The sequence below is a fragment of the Actinacidiphila sp. bgisy160 genome, from assembly GCF_057707815.1.
The window spans coordinates 49,772-72,281 of sequence record NZ_JBYIQW010000003.1 but is presented as its reverse complement, the minus strand read 5'-3'; the positions used below and the strand labels follow the sequence as shown (position 1 = coordinate 72,281).

21 protein-coding genes are annotated in these 22,510 nt (G+C 72.8%); 7 read left to right on the top strand and 14 right to left on the bottom strand.

Annotation, left to right across the window (positions count from 1 at the left end):
* Positions 1-28 precede the first annotated feature (28 nt).
* Complete coding sequence (locus AC3EUJ_RS04755; protein ID WP_431959653.1) at positions 29-1,279, bottom strand: RDD family protein; 1,251 nt, start codon at positions 1,277-1,279, stop codon at positions 29-31.
* Positions 1,280-1,737: 458 nt separating this feature from the next.
* Here AC3EUJ_RS04755 and AC3EUJ_RS04750 point away from each other — a divergent pair, with 458 nt between their 5' ends.
* A complete protein-coding gene (locus AC3EUJ_RS04750; protein ID WP_431959652.1) occupies positions 1,738-2,226 on the top strand; it encodes an SsgA family sporulation/cell division regulator in 489 nt (162 codons plus the stop codon).
* Between the two features lie 39 nt (positions 2,227-2,265).
* Here AC3EUJ_RS04750 and AC3EUJ_RS04745 read toward each other — a convergent pair whose 3' ends face one another.
* A complete protein-coding gene (locus tag AC3EUJ_RS04745) occupies positions 2,266-3,633 on the bottom strand; it encodes an FAD-binding oxidoreductase (protein WP_431959651.1) in 1,368 nt (455 codons plus the stop codon).
* Between the two features lie 118 nt (positions 3,634-3,751).
* Here AC3EUJ_RS04745 and AC3EUJ_RS04740 point away from each other — a divergent pair, with 118 nt between their 5' ends.
* Positions 3,752-4,141 carry a hypothetical protein gene (locus tag AC3EUJ_RS04740; protein WP_431959650.1) on the top strand — a complete coding sequence of 130 codons (390 nt, stop codon included), beginning with the start codon at positions 3,752-3,754 and terminating at the stop codon, positions 4,139-4,141.
* Between the two features lie 75 nt (positions 4,142-4,216).
* On the opposite strand, the gene hppD is transcribed toward AC3EUJ_RS04740, so the two are convergent.
* Positions 4,217-5,362: a 4-hydroxyphenylpyruvate dioxygenase gene (hppD, locus tag AC3EUJ_RS04735; RefSeq protein ID WP_431959649.1), complete on the bottom strand. Its 1,146-nt coding sequence runs from the start codon at positions 5,360-5,362 to the stop codon at positions 4,217-4,219.
* 133 nt (positions 5,363-5,495) lie between these two features.
* Between hppD and AC3EUJ_RS04730 the strand changes: the two genes are divergently transcribed.
* The 3 genes from AC3EUJ_RS04730 to AC3EUJ_RS04720 all read left to right on the top strand — a co-directional run bounded on the left by AC3EUJ_RS04730 (position 5,496) and on the right by AC3EUJ_RS04720 (position 7,993).
* Positions 5,496-5,972, top strand: coding sequence for an Lrp/AsnC family transcriptional regulator (locus AC3EUJ_RS04730; RefSeq protein WP_431959648.1), 477 nt, complete (start codon positions 5,496-5,498; stop codon positions 5,970-5,972).
* A gap of 94 nt (positions 5,973-6,066) precedes the next feature.
* Complete coding sequence (locus AC3EUJ_RS04725) at positions 6,067-6,675, top strand: helix-turn-helix domain-containing protein (protein ID WP_431959647.1); 609 nt, start codon at positions 6,067-6,069, stop codon at positions 6,673-6,675.
* Between the two features lie 28 nt (positions 6,676-6,703).
* Positions 6,704-7,993, top strand: coding sequence for an MFS transporter (locus AC3EUJ_RS04720; protein ID WP_431959646.1), 1,290 nt, complete (start codon positions 6,704-6,706; stop codon positions 7,991-7,993).
* A 1,173-nt stretch (positions 7,994-9,166) separates the two neighbouring features.
* On the opposite strand, the gene AC3EUJ_RS04715 is transcribed toward AC3EUJ_RS04720, so the two are convergent.
* The 6 genes from AC3EUJ_RS04715 to AC3EUJ_RS04690 form a co-directional block, all read right to left on the bottom strand.
* Positions 9,167-9,955 (bottom strand): S16 family serine protease, encoded by a 789-nt coding sequence (locus tag AC3EUJ_RS04715; RefSeq protein WP_431959645.1) that lies wholly within the window; start codon positions 9,953-9,955, stop codon positions 9,167-9,169.
* Positions 9,956-10,025: 70 nt separating this feature from the next.
* A complete protein-coding gene (locus tag AC3EUJ_RS04710; RefSeq protein ID WP_431959644.1) occupies positions 10,026-10,691 on the bottom strand; it encodes an IclR family transcriptional regulator in 666 nt (221 codons plus the stop codon).
* A gap of 329 nt (positions 10,692-11,020) precedes the next feature.
* Positions 11,021-12,829, bottom strand: coding sequence for a DEAD/DEAH box helicase (locus AC3EUJ_RS04705; RefSeq protein ID WP_431959643.1), 1,809 nt, complete (start codon positions 12,827-12,829; stop codon positions 11,021-11,023).
* A 193-nt stretch (positions 12,830-13,022) separates the two neighbouring features.
* Positions 13,023-13,409 (bottom strand): type II toxin-antitoxin system death-on-curing family toxin, encoded by a 387-nt coding sequence (locus AC3EUJ_RS04700; protein WP_431959642.1) that lies wholly within the window; start codon positions 13,407-13,409, stop codon positions 13,023-13,025.
* 1 nt (position 13,410) lies between these two features.
* Positions 13,411-13,611: a hypothetical protein gene (locus tag AC3EUJ_RS04695; protein WP_431959641.1), complete on the bottom strand. Its 201-nt coding sequence runs from the start codon at positions 13,609-13,611 to the stop codon at positions 13,411-13,413.
* Positions 13,612-13,642: 31 nt separating this feature from the next.
* Positions 13,643-15,010 carry an MFS transporter gene (locus tag AC3EUJ_RS04690; RefSeq protein ID WP_431959825.1) on the bottom strand — a complete coding sequence of 456 codons (1,368 nt, stop codon included), beginning with the start codon at positions 15,008-15,010 and terminating at the stop codon, positions 13,643-13,645.
* A gap of 145 nt (positions 15,011-15,155) precedes the next feature.
* On the opposite strand from AC3EUJ_RS04690, the gene AC3EUJ_RS04685 reads away from it, so the two are divergent.
* The gene (locus AC3EUJ_RS04685) at positions 15,156-16,025 is read left to right on the top strand and encodes an alpha/beta fold hydrolase (RefSeq protein ID WP_431959640.1); all 870 of its coding nucleotides are present in this window, start codon (positions 15,156-15,158) and stop codon (positions 16,023-16,025) included.
* 925 nt (positions 16,026-16,950) lie between these two features.
* Here the strand turns inward: AC3EUJ_RS04685 and AC3EUJ_RS04680 are convergent.
* Both AC3EUJ_RS04680 and AC3EUJ_RS04675 read right to left on the bottom strand, forming a co-directional pair.
* The gene (locus tag AC3EUJ_RS04680; protein ID WP_431959639.1) at positions 16,951-17,658 is read right to left on the bottom strand and encodes a hypothetical protein; all 708 of its coding nucleotides are present in this window, start codon (positions 17,656-17,658) and stop codon (positions 16,951-16,953) included.
* 61 nt (positions 17,659-17,719) lie between these two features.
* Complete coding sequence (locus AC3EUJ_RS04675) at positions 17,720-18,229, bottom strand: SigE family RNA polymerase sigma factor (RefSeq protein WP_431959638.1); 510 nt, start codon at positions 18,227-18,229, stop codon at positions 17,720-17,722.
* A gap of 277 nt (positions 18,230-18,506) precedes the next feature.
* On the opposite strand from AC3EUJ_RS04675, the gene AC3EUJ_RS04670 reads away from it, so the two are divergent.
* Positions 18,507-19,718: a S8 family peptidase gene (locus tag AC3EUJ_RS04670; RefSeq protein WP_431959637.1), complete on the top strand. Its 1,212-nt coding sequence runs from the start codon at positions 18,507-18,509 to the stop codon at positions 19,716-19,718.
* Here AC3EUJ_RS04670 and AC3EUJ_RS04665 read toward each other — a convergent pair.
* The 3 genes from AC3EUJ_RS04665 to AC3EUJ_RS04655 are packed head-to-tail and all read right to left on the bottom strand — an operon-like array spanning position 19,686 to position 22,478.
* The gene (locus tag AC3EUJ_RS04665) at positions 19,686-20,483 is read right to left on the bottom strand and encodes an FAD:protein FMN transferase (protein WP_431959824.1); all 798 of its coding nucleotides are present in this window, start codon (positions 20,481-20,483) and stop codon (positions 19,686-19,688) included. The genes AC3EUJ_RS04670 and AC3EUJ_RS04665 overlap by 33 nt on opposite strands.
* 31 nt (positions 20,484-20,514) lie before the next feature.
* Positions 20,515-21,132, bottom strand: coding sequence for an FMN-binding protein (locus tag AC3EUJ_RS04660; RefSeq protein ID WP_431959636.1), 618 nt, complete (start codon positions 21,130-21,132; stop codon positions 20,515-20,517).
* Between the two features lie 14 nt (positions 21,133-21,146).
* Positions 21,147-22,478 carry a ferredoxin reductase family protein gene (locus AC3EUJ_RS04655; RefSeq protein WP_431959823.1) on the bottom strand — a complete coding sequence of 444 codons (1,332 nt, stop codon included), beginning with the start codon at positions 22,476-22,478 and terminating at the stop codon, positions 21,147-21,149.
* Positions 22,479-22,510 lie beyond the last annotated feature (32 nt).

The following is a 22,510-nucleotide window of genomic DNA, read 5'->3' as shown; positions in this document are numbered from 1 at the left end:
CGCGCCTCCGGCGGGGGCCGTTCGGGTGTCAGCGCTCCCGGGCCACGAAGGTGCGCGCCGCCTTGTCGTGCCAGCACTGCCGCCACGGCCGGTCGAAGAGGCACCACGCCAGGCCGAGGAAGCCGATCACGAGCGCGTCCAGCACCGTGTGGGTGAGCCAGCGGCGCAGCGCCTGCCCGAAGCCGGGCTCGTACTGGCTCTCGATGTCCAGCACGCGCAGGCCGAGCAGCTTCTTGCCCAGGGTGCGGCCCCACTTGGCGGTGGGCAGCACCTCGTACAGCAGCCCGGTGACGAGCGCGACGGCGGCGACGATGCCCAGCTGCACGCCCGTCGTGCCGTCGATCAGCCAGACCGTCATCTCCTCGCCGGTCAGCCGGGCGGCGTCCACCTTGTCGCGCAGGTGCTCGTACGCGGACGTTCCCAGCGGCACCGCGGCGGCCGCGACGACCGCGCCCACCACCACGGTGTCGATCAACCGGGCCACCAGCCGCTTCCCCGGCGACGCGGGGCGCGCCTGCTCCTGCGCCGAGGCGAACGGGTCGTCGGCCACCGGCCGCCACGGCGTGGGGGCGGCGCCCTCCCCGCCCTGGGACGGGACCTGGCGGGCCAGGTCGTGCACCTGCTGTGCCCATGGGACGGGAGCGGGCTGCTGCACGGGCACGGCGCTCTCGGTCGGCGCGGACGCCGTGGCCCCTGCCGCGGACGTGGCGGCCGCACGCGCGGGTGCCGGGGCCGGCGAAGGAGCGGCGGCGGGGGCGGTCGTCGGCGTGGAGGCCGGAGCGGGGGCCTGGGCCCGGGCGGGCGCGGCGGGCTGCTCCGCGCGCTCGGGGGTGCCCCACGAGACGCGGGGCGAGGGGTCCTGCCGGGCCGGGTCGGCGGCCCACGCCCGCTCCGGAGCGGGCCCCGGGGACCCCTGCCGCGGCTGCTGCGGCTGCGCCTGCGGCCCGGTGACGGTCTCGGGTCCGCGTTCGGCCCGCGGCGCCCGCGGGTCCTCGTCCAGGAACATCGGCCCGGACTCCTCCAGCGCGGGGGTCCGCGGCGTCGCCACCGCCTCCGGGGCCTGCGGCACGGGGGGCGCGGGCGGCGGCGCCAGCGCGGGCCCGGCCGCGGCCACGGCCGCGCCGGAGGGCGGCGCGAGGTCCTCCCCCGGCCGCGGCGCGGGGCGGCTCGTGCCGGGCACCCACGAGGACCCGTTCCAGTACCGGATGTAGCCCGGGATGGACGGGTCCGGGTAATACCCGGGACCGGGCAGACTCCCGTCGCTGCTACCGGAGGTCATCCGTGACAACTCCCCTCACGACCGACACGCTCGACCAGCCCGCCGTCCCCGGCGTGCAAGGAGGACACTAACGAAGAACGCGGCGGGCGGACGAAAGAAACGATCCATGGGCGAGGATCGGCATTCCGGGGCAAATCCCGGCGACCGAACCGATACGCTTCCGAACTGACACCGCATCGGACGGACGGGGACGTGCGCGCCGCGGAACCGTGGGCGCGGCGGGGCGGGAACGGGAGGGCCGTCGCACGGCCGGACGACCTCAGGCGGGGGCGGACGGCGACGTTCCGTGTGTACCGCATCCATCTCGCGTGTGCCGGCCCTTCGGGAAAAGTCCTCCCGATCGCCGGAACCCGCGTAATGGTGAAGGCCGTATGCGCTCTCTCTCCCGGTGCGGGCCCCCCGCGGCACCCGCCGCGCAGCACCGCCAGGGTCCTTCGCGCCGAGGAAAGGACGACGAGATGCACACCGTGGTCGAACGCGAGCTGGAGATGCACCTGGTGCTGTCGCCCGAGCGCAGCGTCGCCGTCCCGGCCAGGCTGGCCTACCGGGCGCAGGATCCCTTCGCCGTGCACATCACCTTCCACATCGGTTCCAATCGCCCCGTCAGCTGGACCTTCGCCCGGGAGCTGCTGGTCGAGGGGGTGTTCCGGCCGAGCGGGCACGGTGACGTACGGATCTGGCCGACCAAGACGGACGGGCGGAGCGTGATCTGCATGGCCCTCAGCTCGCCGGACGGCACCGCACTGCTGGAGGCGTCCTCGCACCCGGTGGCGGCGTGGCTGGAGCGCACCCTGCGGGCGGTGCCGCCGGGGACGGAGCTGGACCACCTGGCCATGGACGAGCGGCTGGACGAGCTGCTGGCCCCGGCCGCCGGCGAGGGCGCCGCGCGCGACGAGCGCCGCACGCGCGACCCCTGGCACGGCTCCGACGAGTCGCCGGACGCGTAGGGCGACGGCCCGCGAGCCCGGCGGCCGGGGCCCGGGTGCTCAGAACACCTTGCCCGGGTTGAGGATGCCGAGCGGGTCGAAGACGGCCTTGATGCCGCGCTGCATCTCCACGCCCACCGGACCGAGTTCGCGCGCCAGCCACTCCTTCTTCAGGACCCCCACGCCGTGCTCGCCGGTGATCGTGCCGCCGAGCTCCAGGCCGAGCGCCATGATCTCGTCGAAGGACTCGCGGGCCCGGCCGGACTCCTCGGGGTCGGCGGCGTCGAAACACACCACGGGGTGGGTGTTGCCGTCCCCGGCGTGCGCACACACGCCGATGGTGAGGTCGTGCTTGCGGGCGATCGCCGCGACCCCGTCGAGCATCGCGGCGAGTCTGCCGCGCGGCACGCACACGTCGTCGATCATCGTGGCCGTGGAGACCCGCTCCAGTGCCGGCAGCGCCATCCGCCGTGCCTGGAGCAGCATTTCGGACTCCGCCGCGTCCTCGGCGGGCACCACCTGCGTCGCCCCGGCGGCCGCGCACAGCTCCCCCACCGCGGCCAGGTCGGCGGCCGGGTCGGGGGTGTCGAAGGCGGCCAGCAGCAGGGCCTCGGTCGACTCGGGCAGTCCCATGCTGGTCATGTCGTTGACCGCGCGCACGGTCGTGCCGTCCATCAGCTCCAGCAGCGAGGGCACATGGCCGCCGGCCATGATGTCGCAGACCGCCGCGCAGGCCGCCTCGGCCGAGGGGAACTCCGCCACCAGCGCCAACTGGGCGGGCGGTGCGGGCTTGAGCGCCAGCACGGCCCGCACCACGATGCCGAGGCTGCCCTCGGAGCCGACGATCAGCCGGGTCAGGTCGTACCCGGCGACGCCCTTGGCGGTGCGCCGGCCGGTGCGCAGCAGCCGTCCGTCGGCCAGGACGACCTCCAGGCCGAGCACGTACTCGGCGGTGACCCCGTACTTCACGCAGCACAGGCCGCCGGAGCCGGTGCCGATGTTGCCGCCGATGGTGCACTGCTCCCAGCTGGAGGGGTCCGGCGGGTAGTACAGGCCCCGCTCGGCGACGGCGCGGGAGAGAACGGCGTTGACGACGCCCGGTTCGACGACGGCGACGCGGTCGACGGGGTCGATCTCCAGGATGCGGTCCATCTTGGTCAGGGAGAGCACGATGCAGCCGTCGGAGGCGTTGGCGGCGCCCGACAGGCCGGTACGGGCCCCTTGCGGCACGACGGGCACCCGCAGCGCCGTGGCGGTCCGCATGACGTGGCGGACCTGCTCCACGGTGCGCGGCAGGACGACCACCGCGGGCGCCCCGGCCGGGCAGAAGCCGGCCATGTCGTTGGCGTACGAGGCGGTGACGTCGGGATCGGCGAGGATGGCCTCGCCGGGGAGTCCGGCGAGCAGCCGGTCGATGAGATCGCCCATGCGTCCAGCTTCGCACCGCGCGGCCGCCCGGGGAAGATCACGTCATCGCGCGGCTCGCGGCCGTCTGAGTATCCGTACGGATGGTGGCGCGGGCGGGGGCGCGGCGAGGATGACGGCCGTGACGGATACGACGGACGCGGGCAGCGCGGCACAGGCGCGGCGGCACGACGGGCGCAGGGTCGCGGTGCGCTGCGTGTGGGCGGTCGTGCTGCTCGCCCCGCCGGTGGTGCTGTGGGTCATGGGCGCGGCGGACGCCGCGCAGCACAAGAGCCCCACGGACTGGATGGGCAACCACCGCACCAAGGTGGCTTTGGAGAATGCCGCCCTGCTCATCGTGGGCCTGCCGGTGGCGGGGGCGGTGACCGGCGCTCTGGCCGGGGCGCTGCGGCGGCCGCCGCGCACGGGGCTGTGGGCCGCGACAGGAATGGTGCTGGGGGCGCTGGCGCTGTGGGCGTTCGGGGCCTGGACGCTCGCGATGGCCCTCCGGGACTTCCGGATCGTCTTCTGACCCGCGGGCCGGCGCCGGTCCACGCCCCTCCCCCGTGGAGGCATGGTCCGGCGCCGGGGTCCGCGGTGGTGGCGATCAGAGGTTGCCGCGACGCTCCTGCTCGCGCTCGATCGCTTCGAAGAGCGCCTTGAAGTTGCCCTTGCCGAAGCCCATCGAACCGTGCCGCTCGATCATTTCGAAGAAGACGGTCGGGCGATCCTGGACAGGCTTGGTGAAGATCTGCAACAGGTAGCCGTCTTCGTCCCGGTCTGCCAGGATCTTCAACTCCCGCAGGGTGTCGATCGGGACGCGGGTGTCGCCGACCCACTCGCCGAGGGTGTCGTAGTAGGAGTCGGGGGTGTCGAGGAACTCGACGCCCGCGGCGCGCATGGCGCGGACCGAGGCGACGATGTCGTTGGTGGCGAGGGCGATGTGCTGGACGCCCGGGCCGCCGTAGAACTCCAGGTACTCGTCGATCTGGGACTTCTTCTTGGCGATCGCGGGCTCGTTGATGGGGAACTTGACCTTCAGCGTGCCGTCCGCGACGACCTTGGACATCAGGGCCGAGTACTCGGTGGCGATGTCGTCACCGACGAACTCCTTCATGTTGGTGAAGCCCATGACGCGGTTGTAGAAGGTCACCCAGTCGTTCATCTTGCCGAGTTCGACGTTGCCGACGCAGTGGTCGATCGCCTGGAAGAAGCGCTTGGCCGGCGGCTCCACGATCGGCTCGGCGGCGACGTAGCCGGGCAGGTACGGGCCCTTGTAGGCGCCGCGTTCGACCAGGGTGTGGCGGGTCTGGCCGTAGGTGGCGATGGCGGCCAGCACGACGGTGCCGTACTCGTCGCCGACCTCGTGCGGCTCCTCCAGGCCGGTGGCGCCGTGCGCGAGGGCGTAGTCGTAGGCGGCGCGGACGTCCGGCACCTCCAGGGCGAGGTCCACGACGCCGTCGCCGTGGGCGGCGACGTGCTCCTCCAGGAACCGGCCGCGGTCGGTGGCGGCCTTGACGACGGAGGTGAAGACGAAGCGGGCGCTCCCGGACTCCAGGACGTAGGACGCGGTCTCGCGGCTGCCGTTCTCCGGTCCGGAGTAGGCCACGCGCTTCATGCCGAACGCGGTCGAGTAGTAGTGGGCGGCCTGCTTGGCGTTGCCCACCGCGAAGACGACCGCGTCCATTCCCTTGACCGGGAACGGGTCCGCGTCGCCGGGGGTGGGGGAAGTGTGATCCAGGGTCTCAGTCATGGCAGCAGCCTCGCCCGGCAGCTCAAGGTGCGCAATAGTTTCCGGAACGGCTGAGCACTCTGTACAGCAGTTCACGGAAAATGGGCGGCATTCTGTGCATGGTGACCACCGACACAGGAGGGACTGGGGTGGCATGGGGATCGACGCGCTGGACGGACGGCTGATCAAGCTGCTCGCCGAGGAGCCCCGGATCGGCGTGCTGGAGGCCTCGCGCCGCCTGGGGGTGGCGCGCGGCACCGTGCAGGCACGGCTGGACCGGCTTCAGGCCAATGGGGTGATCCGGGGCTTCGGGCCGCAGGTGGACCCGGCCGCGCTGGGCTACCCGGTGACGGCCTTCGCGACGCTGGAGATCAAGCAGGGGCAAGGTCCGGACGTACGGGCCCACTTGGCCGGCGTCCCGGAGGTGCTGGAACTGCACACCACGACCGGGCAGGGCGACATGCTGTGCCGGCTGGTGGCCCGCTCCAACGCCGATCTCCAACGTGTGATCGACCGGGTTGTGGGCTTCGATGGCATCGTGCGGGCCTCCACGGCGATCGTCATGGAGAACCCGGTCCCGCTGCGGATCATCCCGCTGGTCGAGCAGGCGGCACAGGACGCGGACACGTAGCCCCGGAGTGCCGCCGGAGTGCCACCGGAGCGCCGCCGCGATTCATGCAAAGAAAGCATTGCAAAGGAACCTTTGCGCGCTCTACGGTGAACCCGTGCCTGACGAACCCGCCGCCGGCGCACCCGACCCCGGCGTCATCAGCCTCGACCCGCGCACCCTGCGCGGACTCGCCCACCCCCTGCGCATCCGGCTGCTCGCCGCCCTGCGCGAGTACGGGCCTGCCACCGCCTCGGGCCTGGCGGCCCGGCTCGGCGAGTCCAGCGGCGCCACCAGCTACCACCTGCGACAGCTGGCGGCGTACGGCTTCGTGGAGGAGGACCCGGGCCGCGGCACCGCCCGCGAGCGCTGGTGGAAGGCCGCGCACCGGGGCACCCGCTTCGACGCCGGGAGCCTCCTGGCCCACGACGACCCCGAAGTGCGGGCGGCGGTCGGGCTGTTCGGCCGGGAGATCGCCGCGATCCACACCGCGGAACTGGAGACCTGGCTCGCCACCGTCGGCGACTGGTCCGAGGAGTGGCGCGACAGCTTCGACCTCAGCAACTTCGCCCTGCGGCTCACCCCCGCCCGGACCCGCGCCCTGTGCGAGGAACTCCACGCCGTGCTGGAGCGCTACCGGGCCCAGGAGGGCGGCGAGCCCGGGTCCGCCGAGGACGCCGCGCACGTCCGCGTCCATCTGCACGCCTTTCCGCGCGCCGCCGACTGACCGCACCGACCACCACGGGGGAACCCACATGGACACCGGGACCGGCATATCCGACGGCACGGCGGTCACCGCGCCAGGCCCGCGGCCACCCGATCCGCGGCCGCTGCGCCTGGTCCTCGCCGCCAACGTCGTGTCGATCAGCGGCAACTCGCTCACCGTGCTGGCCGTCCCGTGGTTCGTGCTGCAGACCACCGGCAGCGCCGCCCGCGCGGGCCTGGTGGCCTTCTGCGCGACGCTGCCGGTCGTGGTCTCCGCACTCGTCGGCGGGCCGGTCATCGACCGCTTCGGACGGCGCAGGTCGTCGGTCCTGTCGGACGCGGTGTGCGCGGTGGCCGTCGTGGCGATCCCGCTGCTCCATTTCGCGGGCGTGCTGCGGTTCTGGCAGCTGTGCGCGCTGATGGCCGTCAGCGGGCTCTTCCACGCCCCCGGTGAGACCGCGCGCGAGGTGCTGCTGCCCGTACTGGCGGAGCGGGCCGGGACGCCGCTGGGGCGCGCCGCCGGCTACTTCGACGGCGCCTCGCGCGGCGCCCGGATGCTCGGCGCCTCAGCCGGGGGCGTGCTCATCGCCGTCCTGGGCGCGGAGGCGGTGCTGCTGCTGGACGCCGCCACCTTCGGCGTCTCCGCGGCCCTGATCGCGTTCGGCGTCCGCGGACTGCCGGGCACCGAACCGGCGAAGGACGCGGCACCGGTCTCCCTGCGCACCTACCGGGCCGAACTGCGCGAGGGCTACGCCTTCCTGATCCGCAACCGGCTGCTGCTCGCCATCACCCTCATGGTCATGGTCACCAACGGCCTGGACGCGGGCTGGAGTTCGGTGCTGCTGCCCGTGCACGCCGAGCGGGAGCTCGGCGGCGCTGTCCAGCTCGGCCTGCTCTCCGGCCTCTTCGGGGCCGGCGCGCTCGCCGGGGCGCTGCTGTACGGCGCGGTGGGCCACCGCATGCCGCGGTGGCCGGTCTACACGCTGTGCTTCCTGCTGTGCGGCGCGCCCCGGTTCCTGGTCGCCGCGTGGGTGCCCGGATGGGGCGCCCTGGCGGTGACCATGGTGGCCGGCGGCATCGCGGCGGGGGCGCTCAACCCGATCCTGGCGACAGTGACCTTCGAGCACGTGCCCGACGAGCTGCGCACCCGCGCCCTGGGCACCCTGGGCGCCGGAGTGCTGCTCACCACCCCCGTGGGCGGGCTCGCCGCAGGCTACCTGGTGGACGGCATCGGCCTGACCGGCGCGCTGCTGCTGATCGGCGGGACGTACTTCCTGGCCACGCTGAGCCCCCTGGTCTTCCCCTCCTGGCGCCGCATGGACGCCCGGCGGGACGCCTGAGCTCCGGCCGGCGGCTCGGCTCGGATGGTCGACCTGGCCAATTGGCCGACTGTCGGTCTCCGGGCAGGCTGCCGCCAGGACTTGATCTCGGAGGTGGTTGTGGGGCGTCGTCCGCGGGAGTGTTCGTCCGGCCGGTGACCATGGAGGAGGGCCGGCGTCTGCAGCGGATCGGTCGGTCCTCGAAGGACCCGGTCAGGCTGCGGCGGGCCATCGTGGTGATGCTGTCCGCCCAGGGCCGGTCGGTGACGGACATCGTCTCGTTGTCACAGGTCAGCGCGGATTACGTGCGCGATGTCAGCCACGCCTTCGACGAGCGGCGGTTGACGCGCTGGACACCGGGGGTGGAGCCATCACGCGGGCCCGAACCCGCAGTAGGTCCGGTGGCCGTACTGATAGGCAGCGATGATCCCGGCGACGTAGCCGCGGTTGTACTCGGCAGAGTATCCGGTCCGTCCCGTGCGCCCACGGCTGTCGCCGCGAATGTCAGTCGCGGGCGTAGACCAGGCCGTTCCGGTATCCGTCCTGGTATCCCTGGTCGTAGGGGGTGGCGCTCGGAGACCGAGGCTGCCCGGCCGCCGGAGCCGGTCCTGCGGTCAGGGCGTGCGACGTGGCGGCTTGAGGAAGAACGAGTACGGTGGCGGCCACTGGGGCAACGAGAAGGACAGCGAGTCGCTTTGCGTTCATGGCTTCCCAACCTTGTTGTGGGAGTAGACGAAAACGGGTGACAGGACGTCATCACGACGGCGCGGCTCAGGACCGTGGTCCAACGGATCCGTGCGGGAAACCCGCGATGGCGTCAAGGACCGCCTCGGCAATCGGTGTCGGCCAAGAATGCCTCGGCTCGTTCCACGCCGGCGCTGAAGCACCCCTTATCAGGCTAGGACGAGCCGTCAGGCTCCGCGATCCGGGATGGAACGCGTGTGCGACGAACGCGTGCTACGGCCCTCCCGGAGACCGACAGTCGATCGATCACCGGGTCGGCCATCCGAGCCGAGCCACTAGGGCGTGTTTCGAAAGTAGCGCCGGCCGCCCGAAGGGCGGGTCCCGCGGCGTCTGGTGCGGTGCATCGCAAGGCGGAGAGTCGTCCTCGTAGTGGGCTACTCGGACGATTCGACAACGCAGCGGGGTGCCGTGCCAGGCGTCGCGGGACAGGCGGGACTTTCGAAACACGCCCTAGCAGGCGGGGACCTCGCCCCCGCGGTCGAGGGCGTCCAGGGCGTCGATCGCGCCGTCGAGGGTGGTGACGGGCACCAGCCGCAGCCCCTTGGGGAGTTCGGCCTTGGCGTCGGTGCACTCGGCCTTGGGAACGAGGAAGACGGTCGCGCCGTCGCGCCGGGCGGCCTGCTCCTTGAGCGGGACGCCGCCGACCGGGCCGACCTTGCCGCCGGCGGTGATCGTCCCCGTACCGGCGATCCTTCGGCCGCCGGTGAGGTCGCCGCCGCGCCCGTTGCCCTCGATCTTGTCGATGATGCCCAGGCTGAACATCAGCCCCGCGCTGGGCCCGCCGACGTCCGCGAGGTGGAGGGTGACCTTGACGTCCGAGGGGGACAGCCGCAGCTGCCGGAGGGCCGCGGTGGTGGCGTCCTGCTGGGACTCGGTCATCTCCGCCCGGTTGTGCTGCTCGATCTCCTTGACCGTGCCGCCGGTCGGGTAGACCGCGTCGCGCGGCATCACGGCCTGGTCCGTGGCGAACCAGGCCGTGAGGACGTCACCGAAGCGGACGGTCGCGTCCGGGTTGGTCGCCGCGATGGTCGTCATCCGCAGCTGCCCCGAGGTGTCGCGGGTCTCGGTGCCGGTGATCGTGATCACTGGCCTGCCCCGGTCGGCGCCGAGGACATCCGCCGTCAGCCCGGGCACGACGATCGAGATCGGCAGCGGCGCGAACAGGGCCACCGCCAGCAGCGCGGCCACGAGCGCGGCGCAGACGACGAGGATCCGGTTCCGGGCGGAGGCGAAAGGCATGGGGTGAATGTAGTTCACGGCGGCGCCCCGGCGTGCCGGGGCCCGGGGCACCCCGGCCCCGGCACGGCCGCTAGCGCAGGGCGTCGGCGACCTCCAGCGCCGCCTCGACCACCCGGGGACCCACCCGTTCGGGTATCACGTCGGCGAGCATCACCACACCGACACTGCCCTCGATGCCCGGCACGCCCACCAGCGGGGCCGCCGCGCCGCTCGCCCCGGCCTCCAGCTCACCGTGGGTGAGCACGTAGCCGGGGCCCTCGGAGCAGCGCGGATCGGGCTCGTACGGCTGCACGCTGCGCCCGGCGAGGATCGCCCGGCCCGCGGCGCCGCGGTCCAGGGAGTGCCGGAAACCGGTGCGGTAGGCGACGTGGTAGTCGGTCCAGCTCGGCTCGACGACGGCCACGGCGAGCGCCTCGGTGCCGTCGACCAGGGTGAGGTGCGCGGTGGCGCCGATGTCCTCGGCGAGGGAACGCAGGGCGGGAAGCGCGGCCTCGCGCAGCAGCGGGTGCACCTGGTGCGCCAGCCGCAGTACGCCGAGGCCGACCCGGGCACGTCCGCCGAGGTCGCGGCGGACCAGGGAGTGCTGCTCCAGTGTGGCCAGGAGGCGGTAGACCACCGTTCGGTTGACGCCCAGCTTCGCCGCCAGTTCCGTGACGGTCAGTCCGTGGTCGGTGTCGGCCAACAGCTTCAGGACCCGCAGGCCCCTATCGAGCGTCTGAGAGGTCTCCGCGGTCACGACGCCCCCTTCTCGTGTGAGTGGCGGCTCATCTCTCACGGCGGGAGCACCTGCCGGTCCCGCGGCAGAGCGCGGAGAGGCCACCGGTCTGGCGGTACCGGCTGGCGCCCCGAGGCTGCTCTGCCACGGCGCGTTGCGTGACCGGAACGGTAGCGACGCGTACCGCTCAGCGGAAGACTTCGTCCACAATCCGGTCACGTGACCGGGGCAGCTGGGGCGCCCGACGTAAATCTTGCGTCGAATCACCTCTCACGCCGCAAGATTCACAGCTCTCCTGACGCACCATCAGCAGACGTCCCGGACATCCCGGCTGCGAGTCCGGCCGCCGCTCAGCGCATCCGGGTGGCCCACTCCTGGACCTTCTTGATGCGCTCGTGGAGCTGCCCCGCCGTCGCCTCCGCGCTCGGCGGCCCGCCGCACACGCGGCGCAGCTCGTTGTGGATGACACCGTGCGGCTTGCCGCTCTGGTGGTTGTACGCGGCGACCATCGTGTTCAGCCGCTTGCGCAGCTCCAGCAGCTCCTTGTGCGTGACGATCGGCCGCCGCTCGGCGGGCAGTTCCAGCAGGTCCGCCTCGCTGTCCGGCTTCTTCCGGCTGTGCGCGATCTGCCGGGCCTGCCGCTTCTGCAGCAGCAACTGCACCTGGTCCGGCTCCAGAAGGCCCGGAATACCCAGGTAGTCCTGCTCCTCCGCGCTCCCCGGGTGCGCCTGCATGCCGAACTCGGCGCCGTCGTACAGCACCCGGTCGAAGACGGCGTCGGACTCCAGCGCCTCGAAGGGCAGCATGTCCTGCTCGCCGGTGTCCTCGTCCTGCTGCTTCTCGGCCTCCTCCAGCTCCTTCTCGGACTCCGCGTACGGGTCCTCCTCGCCCTCCTTCTTGGGCTTGTCGAGGGCGTGGTCGCGCTCCACCTCCATCTCGCCGGCGAATTCCAGCAGCGTGGGGATGGTCGGCAGGAAGACCGAGGCCGTCTCGCCGCGCCTGCGCGACCGCACGAAGCGGCCGACCGCCTGCGCGAAGAACAGCGGCGTGGAGATCGTCGTCGCGTAGACCCCGACGGCCAGCCGCGGGACGTCCACGCCCTCCGACACCATGCGGACCGCGACCATCCAGCGGTCGTCGCTCGCGCTGAACTCCTCGATCCGCGAGGACGCCCCGGTGTCGTCGGAGAGCACCACGGTCGCCTTGTGCCCCGTGATCTCCCGGATCAGCTTGGCGTACGCCCGGGCCGTGTCCTGGTCGGTGGCGATCACCAGGGCACCGGCGTCCGGGATGGACTTGCGGACCTCCGTCAGCCGCTGGTCGGCGGCGCGCAGCACGTTCGGGATCCACTCGCCGGTCGGCGCCAGCGCGGTCCGCCAGGCCTGGCCGATCGCGTCCTTGGTCATCGGCTCGCCGAGCCGCGCGGAGATCTCGTCGCCGGCCTTCGTGCGCCAGCGCATGTTGCCGCTGTAGGAGAGGAAGATCACAGGGCGCACGACGTGGTCGGCGAGCGCGTTGCCGTAGCCGTAGGTGTAGTCGGCGGACGACCGGCGGATGCCGTCGTTGCCCTCCTCGTACGTCACGAACGGGATCGGGTTCGTGTCCGACCGGAACGGCGTCCCGGTCAGCGCCAGGCGCCGCGTCGCCGGCTCGAACGCCTCCAGGCACGCCTCGCCCCAGGACCGGCTGTCGCCCGCGTGGTGGATCTCGTCCAGGATCACCAGCGTCTTGCGCTGCTCGCAGCGGTTGCGGTGCAGCATCGGGCGCACACCGACGCCCGCGTAGGTCACCGCGACCCCGTGGTACTCCTTGCCGACCGGCCCCGCGCTGTACTCCGGGTCCAGTTTGATGCCTATCCGGGCCGCGGCCTCCGCCCACTGCTTCTTCAGGTGCTCGGTGGGGGCCACGACGGTGATCTGCTGCACGAGGTGGTTGTGGAGCAGATACGAGGCCAGGGTGAGCGCGAAGGTCGTCTTGCCCGCTCCGGGGGTCGCGACGGCCAGGAAGTCACGCGGCTGCGTCGCGATGTACCGGTCCAGGGCAGCCTGCTGCCAGGCGCGCAGCTTGCCGGCCGTGCCCCAGGGGGCGCGGCCGGGGAAGGCGGGCGACAGGTGGTGCGAGTGCGAGTTGCTGGCGCTGTGCGGGGCGGTGGTAGTCACGGTCTCCGGTGACGGGTCGGGTACGACAACCGTCACAGCCTACTGGCGCGCGGCGCGTGCCCCCGCCTGCGGCGCGATCGGGGGCGCGTCTGTGAGGGCCGGTTGCCGTGTGCGGGCGCGTTGCGCCTGCGGCGTGGCGGGGACGGTGGCCGTACCGGCTGTTTCGGGCCGAAGGAGCCGGGAGGAGCCCCGTTCAGGCGGCGGCGAGGCGGGACAGGGCCTGCCCGATCGCCTCGGGGGCGGAAACGGTTCCCGCCGCCACCGACACGACCAGGTCGTACGCCGCGTCCTGGTCGGCCGACCGCAGGTCGACCCCGTTCAGCCCCAGGAACACCGCCGCCGCCAGCCACGCCGTCCGCTTGTTCCCGTCGACCAGGGGGTGGTTCGCCGCGATCGCGTGCAGCAGCGCCCCCGCCCGCTCGTACACGTCCCCGTATGCCTCGACGCCGAACATCCGCGCCCGCGGCCGGTGCACGGCCGACGCGAGCAGCCCGGGCTCGCGCACCGCGGGCCGTTCGCCGCGGGCGGCCAGGCGGGCGAGCTCCGTGACCTCGTCGAGGGTCAGGTGGCGCACGGTCACCTCACTCCCCCAGCCTGCGCAGCAGGTCCGCGTGGGCGACGGTGTACGCCTCCCCCGCGGCGCGCACGCGCGCGGCCTCGGCCGCCTCGTACGCCCGCACCGCGGTGCGCACGAACTCCGCGACCGGCACGCCGTGCGCGTCGGCGAGGTCGCTCAGGGACTCCCACTCGGTGTCGGTGAAGACGACGGTCAGCTCTTTCACACCGGGACGGTAACTCCCCGCCGCGGCCGCCTCACCCGGTTTTCGGGCGGAGCCGGGCCGCGGCGCCCACGCCCGCGAGGGAAATGGCGGCCATGGGGAGGAGGACGGCCGTGAAGGCTCCGCCCGCTCCGCCGAGGGCCGCGAAGACGGTGCCCGCGGCGGCGACGAGGACGACGCTGGACAGGGCGTCCGAGACCTGGAGCGCGGCGGAGTTGGCGCCGGCCTCGGAGGGCGGCGAGAGCTTGAAGAGGATGACGCTCAGGGAGGAGATGACCAGGCCCGCGCCGAGGCCGCCCACGGCCCAGGCGGCGGCCGTGCTCCACGCGGGGGCGGCGTCCAGCAACGGCAGGGCGGCGCCGGCGATCGCGGCGGCCATGAGGAACATGCCGAGGACGACGAGGCGTTCGCGGTGGCGTTCGAGGCGGGGGCGGCCCTGGATCCAGGAGCCGATGCCCCAGGTGACGCCGCCGCCGGCCAGGGAGAGCCCGGCGAGGGTCGGCGACATGTGCCGCTGCGTGACGAGCATGAGCGGCACGAAGCTCTCGGCGCCGAGGAACGTGCCGGAGGCCACACCGCGCAGCAGCACCACGGATGGCAGGCCGCGGGCCGCGCGGAAGGTGCCCCGGGGCAGCAGCCGCAGCGCGGCCGGGACGACGAGCGCGGCACCGGCCGCCGCGAGGACCAGGGACAGCGGTCGCAGGTCCTGCCCGGCGTACTGGAGCAGTCCGGCGCCGGCGGAGACGGCGAGCGCGAGGCGCAGCCGGCGGCCGTCGGGGGCCGCGCGGTCGTCCGGCGGACGCTGAAGGGAGGTGCGGCGCAGTGCGGGCAGGCCGATGAGGAGCGGGAGGACGACGAGCACGGGGATGGCGAGGAAGACCCAGCGCCAGCCGAACTGCTCGGTGACCGTGCCGGCCACGAGCGGCCCGACGATGGACGGCAGCACCCAGGACGCGGCGAAGGCGGCCATCACCGCGGGCCGCAGGCGTTCGGGGTAGGCGAGGCCGACGACGACGTACAGGGCGACGATGACGAGCCCGCCGCCGATGCCCTGCACGGCGCGGCCCAGCACGAAGGGCCACATGGACTGCGCGGTGCCGGAGACGACCAGCCCGGCAGCGAAGGCGCCGATGCCGGCGACCAGCGGCGCCAGCGGGCCGGTGCGGTCGCACCACTGGCCGCTGACGACCATCGCGAACAGCGAGGTGGTGAAGTAGCCGGAGAAGGCGAAGGCGTACAGCGGCAGCCCGTCCAGCTCCCGCGCGGCGACCGGCATCGCGGTGCCGACGGCGGTGGCCTCGAAGGCGATGAGCAGGACGACGGAGACCATCGCGAGGGTCAGCGCCCGGTAGCGGCTGCCCAGCACGGTGTCGGCGCCGGTGTCCTGCGCGGCGAGGGGCATGCCTGCGTGGCCGGATACCGGCTCGGTGTCTGCGGTGGTCACCACGACAGGGTAAGGGGTCAACCTGCCACTTGCCCCTGGCACCCCGGTCGGCCTTTCGGCCTAGGACCGGGAGAAGCCGGCCCGGGCTGGGAAGGCGTAGGCCATGCCGCACTACACGTCGTACGACGGAACCGAGCTCGCCTACACGGACCGGGGCGAGGGGCCCGTGCTGCTCGCGCTCGCCGGCGGCCCGGGACGGGACGCCGCCTACCTGGGCGACCTGGGCGGCCTGGACCGAGGCAGGCGCCTGGTCGTCCCGGACAGCAGGGGCACCGGCGGCAGCCCGCCGGCCGCGGACCCGACGGCCTACTCCTTCCCACGGCTCGCCCAGGACGTGGAGGCGCTGCGCCGGCACCTCGGCCTGGAGCGCTTCGCGCTGCTCGCGCACGACGCGGCCGCCGCGACCGCGCAGGCGTACGCCGCCGCCTATCCGGAGCGGCTGACCCACCTGGTGCTGGTCACCCCGGGCTCCCGGCTGCAGGGCGAGCTGCCCGACGACGCCCGCGAGATCTTCGAGAGCCGCGTCGGCGAGCCCTGGTGGCCGGAGGCGGTCGCCGCCCTCGCCGAACTGCAGACCGCCGACGACCTCGACCGGGTCCGCGCGCTGCTGCTCCAGGTCGCGCCGATGGCCTACGGCCACTGGGACGAGCCCCAGCGCGCCCACGCCGCCGCGGAGGGCGGCCAGTTGCACCCGGTCCCCCGTGCCGGCTTCTGGCAGGGCGTGGACGAGCCGGGCCGGCTCGCCGTCCTGGCCCGGCTGCGCGAGGTGACCTGCCCGGTCCTGGTCCTCACCGGCGACCGCGACGCGATCACCGGCATGCGCGCGGGCGAGGTCGTCGCGGCCTGCTTCCCGCACGCCGTCCTGCGCCCTCTGCACGCCGTCGGGCACTTCCCCTGGGTCGACGAACCCGATCTGTTCCGCCCGGTGGTGGAGGAGTTCCTGTCCGGCGCCGCCTCACCGGGCGGTTCGTGAACGGCGTACGGCAGTCCCGTTGCAGGCCCCGGGAGACGTTGGCCCCCTCCCGGGGACGCCGCCTATGGTCGGAGCACGTCACCGACGCAAGGCCGTGTGCCCGAGTGGTTCAGGGGCTCGACTGCAACTCACGTCACGTGGGTTCGATTCCCGCACGGCCTCCACCGGCTTGTGGTCCGCTCCTCCTCCCGGCACCTCCGGGAGGAGGAGCGACAGCGCCGGGGTCAGTGAGGGCGGGTCGTCACGTCGACGCGGGCGACGTGCGCGAGGGGCTGCCGTTCGCCGGGGAGCATCGCGTCGAACCGCCTGTCGCCGGTGAGGTACCGCCGGAAGAAGGCGCCGATGTGGGGGCCGGCGCTGTTGCGAACCGACCTGTCGGGCCAGCTGGGGGCGTGGGACGCGGGCGGACGGCGACTCGGCCGGGTGGTGCGCGGTGTGGTCTGGTCATGCGCCGAAGGCTGGTCGGCCGACGGCCTGACCGCCTCCGCTGTGTGGGCGGATTCCGGCGCACGCGACGCACGTGCCGCTTCGGGCCCGGCGGAGCATGCCGCCAGCGCACCGAAGCACAACAGAGCCGACACGATCGCCCGGGGAACTCTTCTCACTGATCTTCCTTGCCTCTCTCGCCTGGGTCACGACGTGCCCTGGGCAGCGCCGACGGCGCCTCCGCGCGCGACGCGCTGTCCCGCTGCGCCGCGTCGCGGTGAGCGAGCGCCGACACATCGTCTCGCCATGACAGACGTGCGGACACCCGCCGGGGTGCGGCTGTGGACGGACGTCGCTGCGTGCCCGGTCGCCCAGGTGCGGCCGTTCCGCGTCTGAAGGCGGATCAGCCGCCGGTGCGGGCGCGGCCGGACAGTCGCCGAACACCGAAGTGAGCTCTGCGCCGTGATCGTGCCGGCCCGCCGCACGGCCGCTGCGAGCGCTACCGCCACTGCGGGCTGGTTGCGATGGCCCGCAGTTGGGCCGGTGTCAGGATCGGCGTGGTACGGGTCGAGGGGACGTTCTGGCTCGGTGCCTGCCACACCGAGATGGTGACGTAGAGCCCGTCGGGATGAAGCACGTTCACCACCTCGTGCCCAGGGCTCGTTCCCGGTGGTGCCTGCCGGGACGCGATCAGGGTGCCGTCGGCCATGGGGTTCGTGCCCGCGAAGACGTGGCTGCGGATCGCGGCGGTGGAGGTCTGCCGGGAAACGTGCACCTCGAACAGCGACTTGCCGTGCCCGTCGTCCACCCACAGCTGCCCCGACTGCCGGCCGCCAGGCGGGCTCGAATGGGTCAGGCCGCTCGGCAGCAGCGTGGTCAGGATGGCAAGGGCGCGGTCGGCGGGCAGCGTGCCGGTGAAGGCCGGCTCCGGGGTGGCGGATGCCGAGCCGGTCGTGGCCGAGGCCGCCGGACCGGCGAGCGTGTGGTCGGCGGGCCGCCCGTCGGACAGCAGCCCGGGGACGACCACAGCGCCGAGCCCGACGAGCGCGAGGACGGCTGCTCCGCTCACACCGGCGGCCGCGGCGCGGCGGCGGCGCCTGCGTCGGCCGTCGCGGACACAGCCCTGAAGAAGCGGGGCCGCGTTGGGCGGCTCGAAGGTCATGAGGGTGGTTCGGAGGGCTTCGGTGAAGTCTTCTTCGATGGGCATGGCGGGTCACCGCGTTTCGGAGGTCGGTGAAGAGGGCGAGGTGGTGCCGCGGCACCGGAGTTCAGGGGCTGACGAGCTCGGACAGGTCGTGGCCCAGAAGGTCCCGGATCCGGGCGAGCGCACGCATGCTCTGGTTGCGTACCGCGCCCGGCCGGATCTGAAGGATCGCGGCGGTCTGCTCGACGCTGCGGTCCTCCCAGTACCGCAGGAGCAGGACGGCCCGGTCCCGGGCGGAGAGCCGGCCGAGAGCGTCGAGCAGCGCGACCCGCAGCGTGGCGTCGTGCTCGGTGGCGGCACCGGAGTCCGGCAGGGTGTCGGTGGGCTGCTCGGAACTGCTGCGCCGGCGGCGGTAGGACAGGTAGGTCCGTACGAGGACGGTGTGGGTGTAGGCCGCCGGGTCGTCCACCTGCGTGATCTTGCGCCAGTTGGCATACATCCGGCCCAGCGTGTCCTGCACCAGATCCTCCGCGAGGTGCACATCACCGCTGGTGAGCACACACGCAGAGCGGAACAGAGGTGCGAATCGCGCAGCGGCGAACGCCATGAATTCCTCTTCGTGCCGGCGCTTCATCCGAGATCCTGTTCGTCGTCCACACTCTGAAGACGCTGTGGCCGCGGGGTTACGTCCCACCCGGAGGGGCAGAGATCTCGCCGTCGCGGGGTACCGCCCCTTCGTCTTCACCGTCTCAGTTCAACGCGCGGATCGCCGGGGAGTGCATCAACGTCAAGCCGTTGGGGCCTACGGCGAGGCAGATCCCTCCAAGACGCTCTTATAATGTACGCGTCAGATGCATCACGATGTCGGTCGTCCCGTAACGCACCAGCGATTGCAGGAGGACTCCCCCGCGATGGCAGTGACGCACAGAACCCAGCGGCGGATCGCCGCAGCGTTCTCGGCGGTGGTGACCGCCGCCGCCCTCGGTCTGACCGCGGTAACCCCCGCACAGGCTGCACCGGCCGAAGGCCGCATCATCGGCGCCGACGTCAAGGGCGCCGTCAAGGACAGCTACATCGTCATCCTCAAGAAGAGTTCCGGACTCACATCGACCTCGGCCGGGGGCCGGAGCGTGGTGACCCGCCACGGCGGCGTGGTCGATCACACCTACCGCGCCGCCCTCAACGGCTACGCGGCCCACATGACCGCGACCGAGGCCGGGCGGCTCGCCGCGGACCCCGCCGTCGCCCAGGTCATCCAGGACGCCACGGTCAGCATCGACGCCACGCAGACCAACCCGCCCTCGTGGGGACTGGACCGCATCGACCAGGCGGCGCTCCCCCTGAACAACAGCTATACGTACCCCGACACGGCCGGAGCCGGCGTGACGGCGTACATCATCGACACCGGAGTGCGCATCACGCACACCGACTTCGGCGGCCGGGCCTCCTACGGCTACGACGCGGTCCAGAACGACTTCGTCGCCCAGGACGGCAACGGCCACGGCACCCATGTCGCGGGCACCGTCGCCGGCACCTCGTACGGCGTCGCCAAGAAGGCGAAGATCGTCGCTGTACGTGTCCTGAACAACGCCGGATCGGGCACGACCGCCCAGGTCGTGGCCGGCATCGACTGGGTCACCGCCAACGCCGTGAAGCCGGCCGTGGCCAACATGAGCCTGGGCGGCGGCGCCAACACCGCGATCGACACCGCCGTCCGCAACTCGATCGCCTCCGGGGTCACCTACGCCGTCGCCGCGGGCAACGACGGGGCGAACGCCTCCTCCTACTCGCCCGCGCGCGTGAGCGAGGCGATCACCGTCGGCGCCACGACCAGCACCGACGCCAGGGCCAGCTACTCCAACTACGGCTCCGGGCTGGACCTGTTCGCGCCCGGATCGTCCATCACCTCCGCGTGGAAGAACAGCGACACCGCCGCCAACACCATCTCCGGCACCTCGATGGCGACCCCGCACGTCACGGGCGCGGCCGCCGTCTATCTCGCCGGACATCCGTCGGCCTCGCCCTCCCAGGTGGCGAGCGCCCTGACCTCGGCGGCCACCTCCGGAGTGGTCGCCGGCCCCGGCAGCGGATCACCCAACCTGCTGCTGCGCGTCACCCCGTAGCACCCGTACCGGTTTCCCGGGGTCGGCCGTACCGGCCGACCGCGGGAAACCGGTCGTGTGCCAGGTGACGCCGTCAGTGGTGACGGCGAAGGCCTGCGCGCCAGGGTGTGTACTGAGCCAGGTGCGGGCCGCGTCGCCCATGGCGTAGGCGGCGGTGGCCCAGGCGTCGGCGGCGGTGAGGGTGGGGCAGACGACGGTTATCGAGGCGAGTCGAGTGGCCGGCGGCTGCCCGGTGTGCGGATCGAGGATGTGGCAGCCCCGTTCGGCGGGGCCCGACGTGGCGACGGCCGTCTCATGGGCCTCGGCACCCACCTCGACGACCGCGGCAACGGCACCATGGGTCAGGGGATCGGAGATGCCGATCCGCCAGGGACCGCCCACCGTCTGGACGTCGCCGCCGCCGTTGACGCACACCGCTTCCGCGCCGGCCTCGGCGAGCGTCCGTGCGGCGCGCTCGACCGCCCAGCCCTTCACCAGGCCCGTGGGGTCGGGACCGGTGCCGGGCCGGCCTTCGTACCGGGCCGAGAACCAGCCGTCGCTCTGCCGTTCGGCCTCCTCGCACAGCCGCAGCACTTCGCGCACCTCGGCATCGCAACTCCGCAGATCCAGCTCGCCGCGGGCGAGTCGGCTGATCTGGCTGTCGGAGCGGTAGGTGGAGAAGACGGCGTCGGTCATGTGCAGGAAGGCGACCGACTCCTCCAGCGCCCTACGCACGCGCGGGAGGTGCGTGAAGCCGCGGACGTCGAAGGAGAAGACCGTGCCCATGACGTGTTCCACGTGGCGCAGGCGCGCGGGCTCAGACACCGGCCTGGTCCAGGGCGCTCTGCAGCGACTGCTTGTAGCCCGTGCTGGTGTAAGTGGCACCGGACACCGAGTCGATGCTCGCACTCTGCGCGGCCAGCGTCTCCTGGTTGAGCTTGGGGACGGCGGTGGAGTTGATGTCCCGGCTCCGTGCCGTCTCGTCGGGGTACTGGACGGCGGTCGCCCCCGTGATCCGGGTGCCGGTGAGCGTGATCCGCACCTGGACCGGCCCGTAGTTCGTCTGGACGGTGGGACCGGTGACGGTACGGGTGGTGGGCGCGGCCGTGGTGGTCTTCGGGGTGGACGGGGCGGTGCTGGTCCTCCTGGGGGCGGTGGGGAAGGAGCTGGAGATCGAAGCGGCCGGAGACGACGTGGCGCGCCGGTGTCCTGCCCTCCCCGACGCCGAGGCGGACACGGAGGGAGAAGCGGAGGCGGGGGTGGACGTGGAGACGGCCATGGATGCGGAGGGGACCGCCGTCACCGGGGCGGAGGGAGCACCGGCCTGATGGACGGACGGGTCCGTGCCGGGCTTGAGCGCGAGCATCAGCACGATGCCGGAGACCGTGACGGCGCTGGTGAGCACGACACGACGGAGCGAATGCTTCTTCTTCACGGAGGTCACCGGACTCAGAACTCGAAGGACTCGTGGTGGATGCGGCGGTCGGGGACGCCGGCCTCGCGGAGCGCGGCGTAGGACTCCTCGGCCAGGCCCGGCGGCCCGCACAGGTAGACGTCATGGCGGGCGATGTCCGGCAGGATCCTCCGCAGCTTCTTCGCGGTGATCGCGGGCCGTCTGCCGTCCGGGCTGTTCACCGCGTACAGCAGCTGCGCACCGCGGGCGTCCGCGATCGCCTCCAGCTCGTCCCGGAGCGCGAGCTCCTCGGCCGTGCGCGCCCGGTAGAGCAGGGTGAGATCCCCAGGCCCCCCGGGCAGGGTCTCGAACAGCGCCCGCAGTGGCGTGATCCCCGCGCCGCCCGCGAGCAACAGCACCTTGCCACGGCTGCGGCGGCCCGCGGTCATCGCCCCGTAAGGGCCCTCCGCCCACACCCGGGTGCCCGGGCGGAGCCGGGCCAGCGCCGCGCTGTGCCCGCCGGCCGCCTTCACGGTGACCCGCAGCAGATCCGGCCGGGGTGGCGCCGACAGCGAGTACGGGTTCGAGGTCCAGCGCAGCCCCTCGGCCAGGAACCGCCAGCGGAAGAACTGTCCCGGTTCCGCACCCAGCCTGTGCAGCCGGCGTCCGCGGATCAGCACGGACACCACGCCGGGCGTCTCCTGCACGACCGACTCGACCCGCATGCGGTGCCGGAGGTTGAGCCCTACAGGAGTGAGCACGCGGTACCAGAGCACCAGCGCGCCGACCAGAAGGTACAGGGCGTACCAGGCGGTGCGCGCGACGGTGCCCGTCACGAATTCGCTGCCCGTGGCGAGCTGGTGCCAGAAGGCGAGGTAGACGGCGGCATAGGTGAGCAGGTGCAGGTAGTACCACGTCTCGTAGCGCAGGCGTCTGCGCAGTGCGCCGACCGAGACAAGGCCCACGAGCAGCAGGATCAGGGTCCCGGCCGTCGCCTTCACCATCTCCGGGTACTCGGTGACGACGGAGACCGTCTGCGCCACGATGCCGGTGTCCGCCTGGAGCGCGTAGCCGTAGAGGATCAGCACGACGTGCGCGACGACCAGGGACAGCGCGTACCGTCCGCTCATCGCGTGCCACCGGGTGACCCGGTCGGTGCCCACCCGGCGCTCCAGGGCCGGAACGCGCGCCATCAGCGCGATCACGATGGCGGTCACGTATCCGGACAGCAGCCCCGTGATCCGGCCGGCGGCCGTCAGGCAGTCGCCGACGGTCCGGGGCACATACGGTGTGTTGCTCCACCACAGCCACAGGGTGGCTGCCGCGCCGAACCAGGCCAGTGCCGCCAGGGGTATCGCGGGGGAACGCCGGGGGCGGATCCGGCGCATGGCCTGCCGTCTGCCCGCACGGCTGTGCTGGA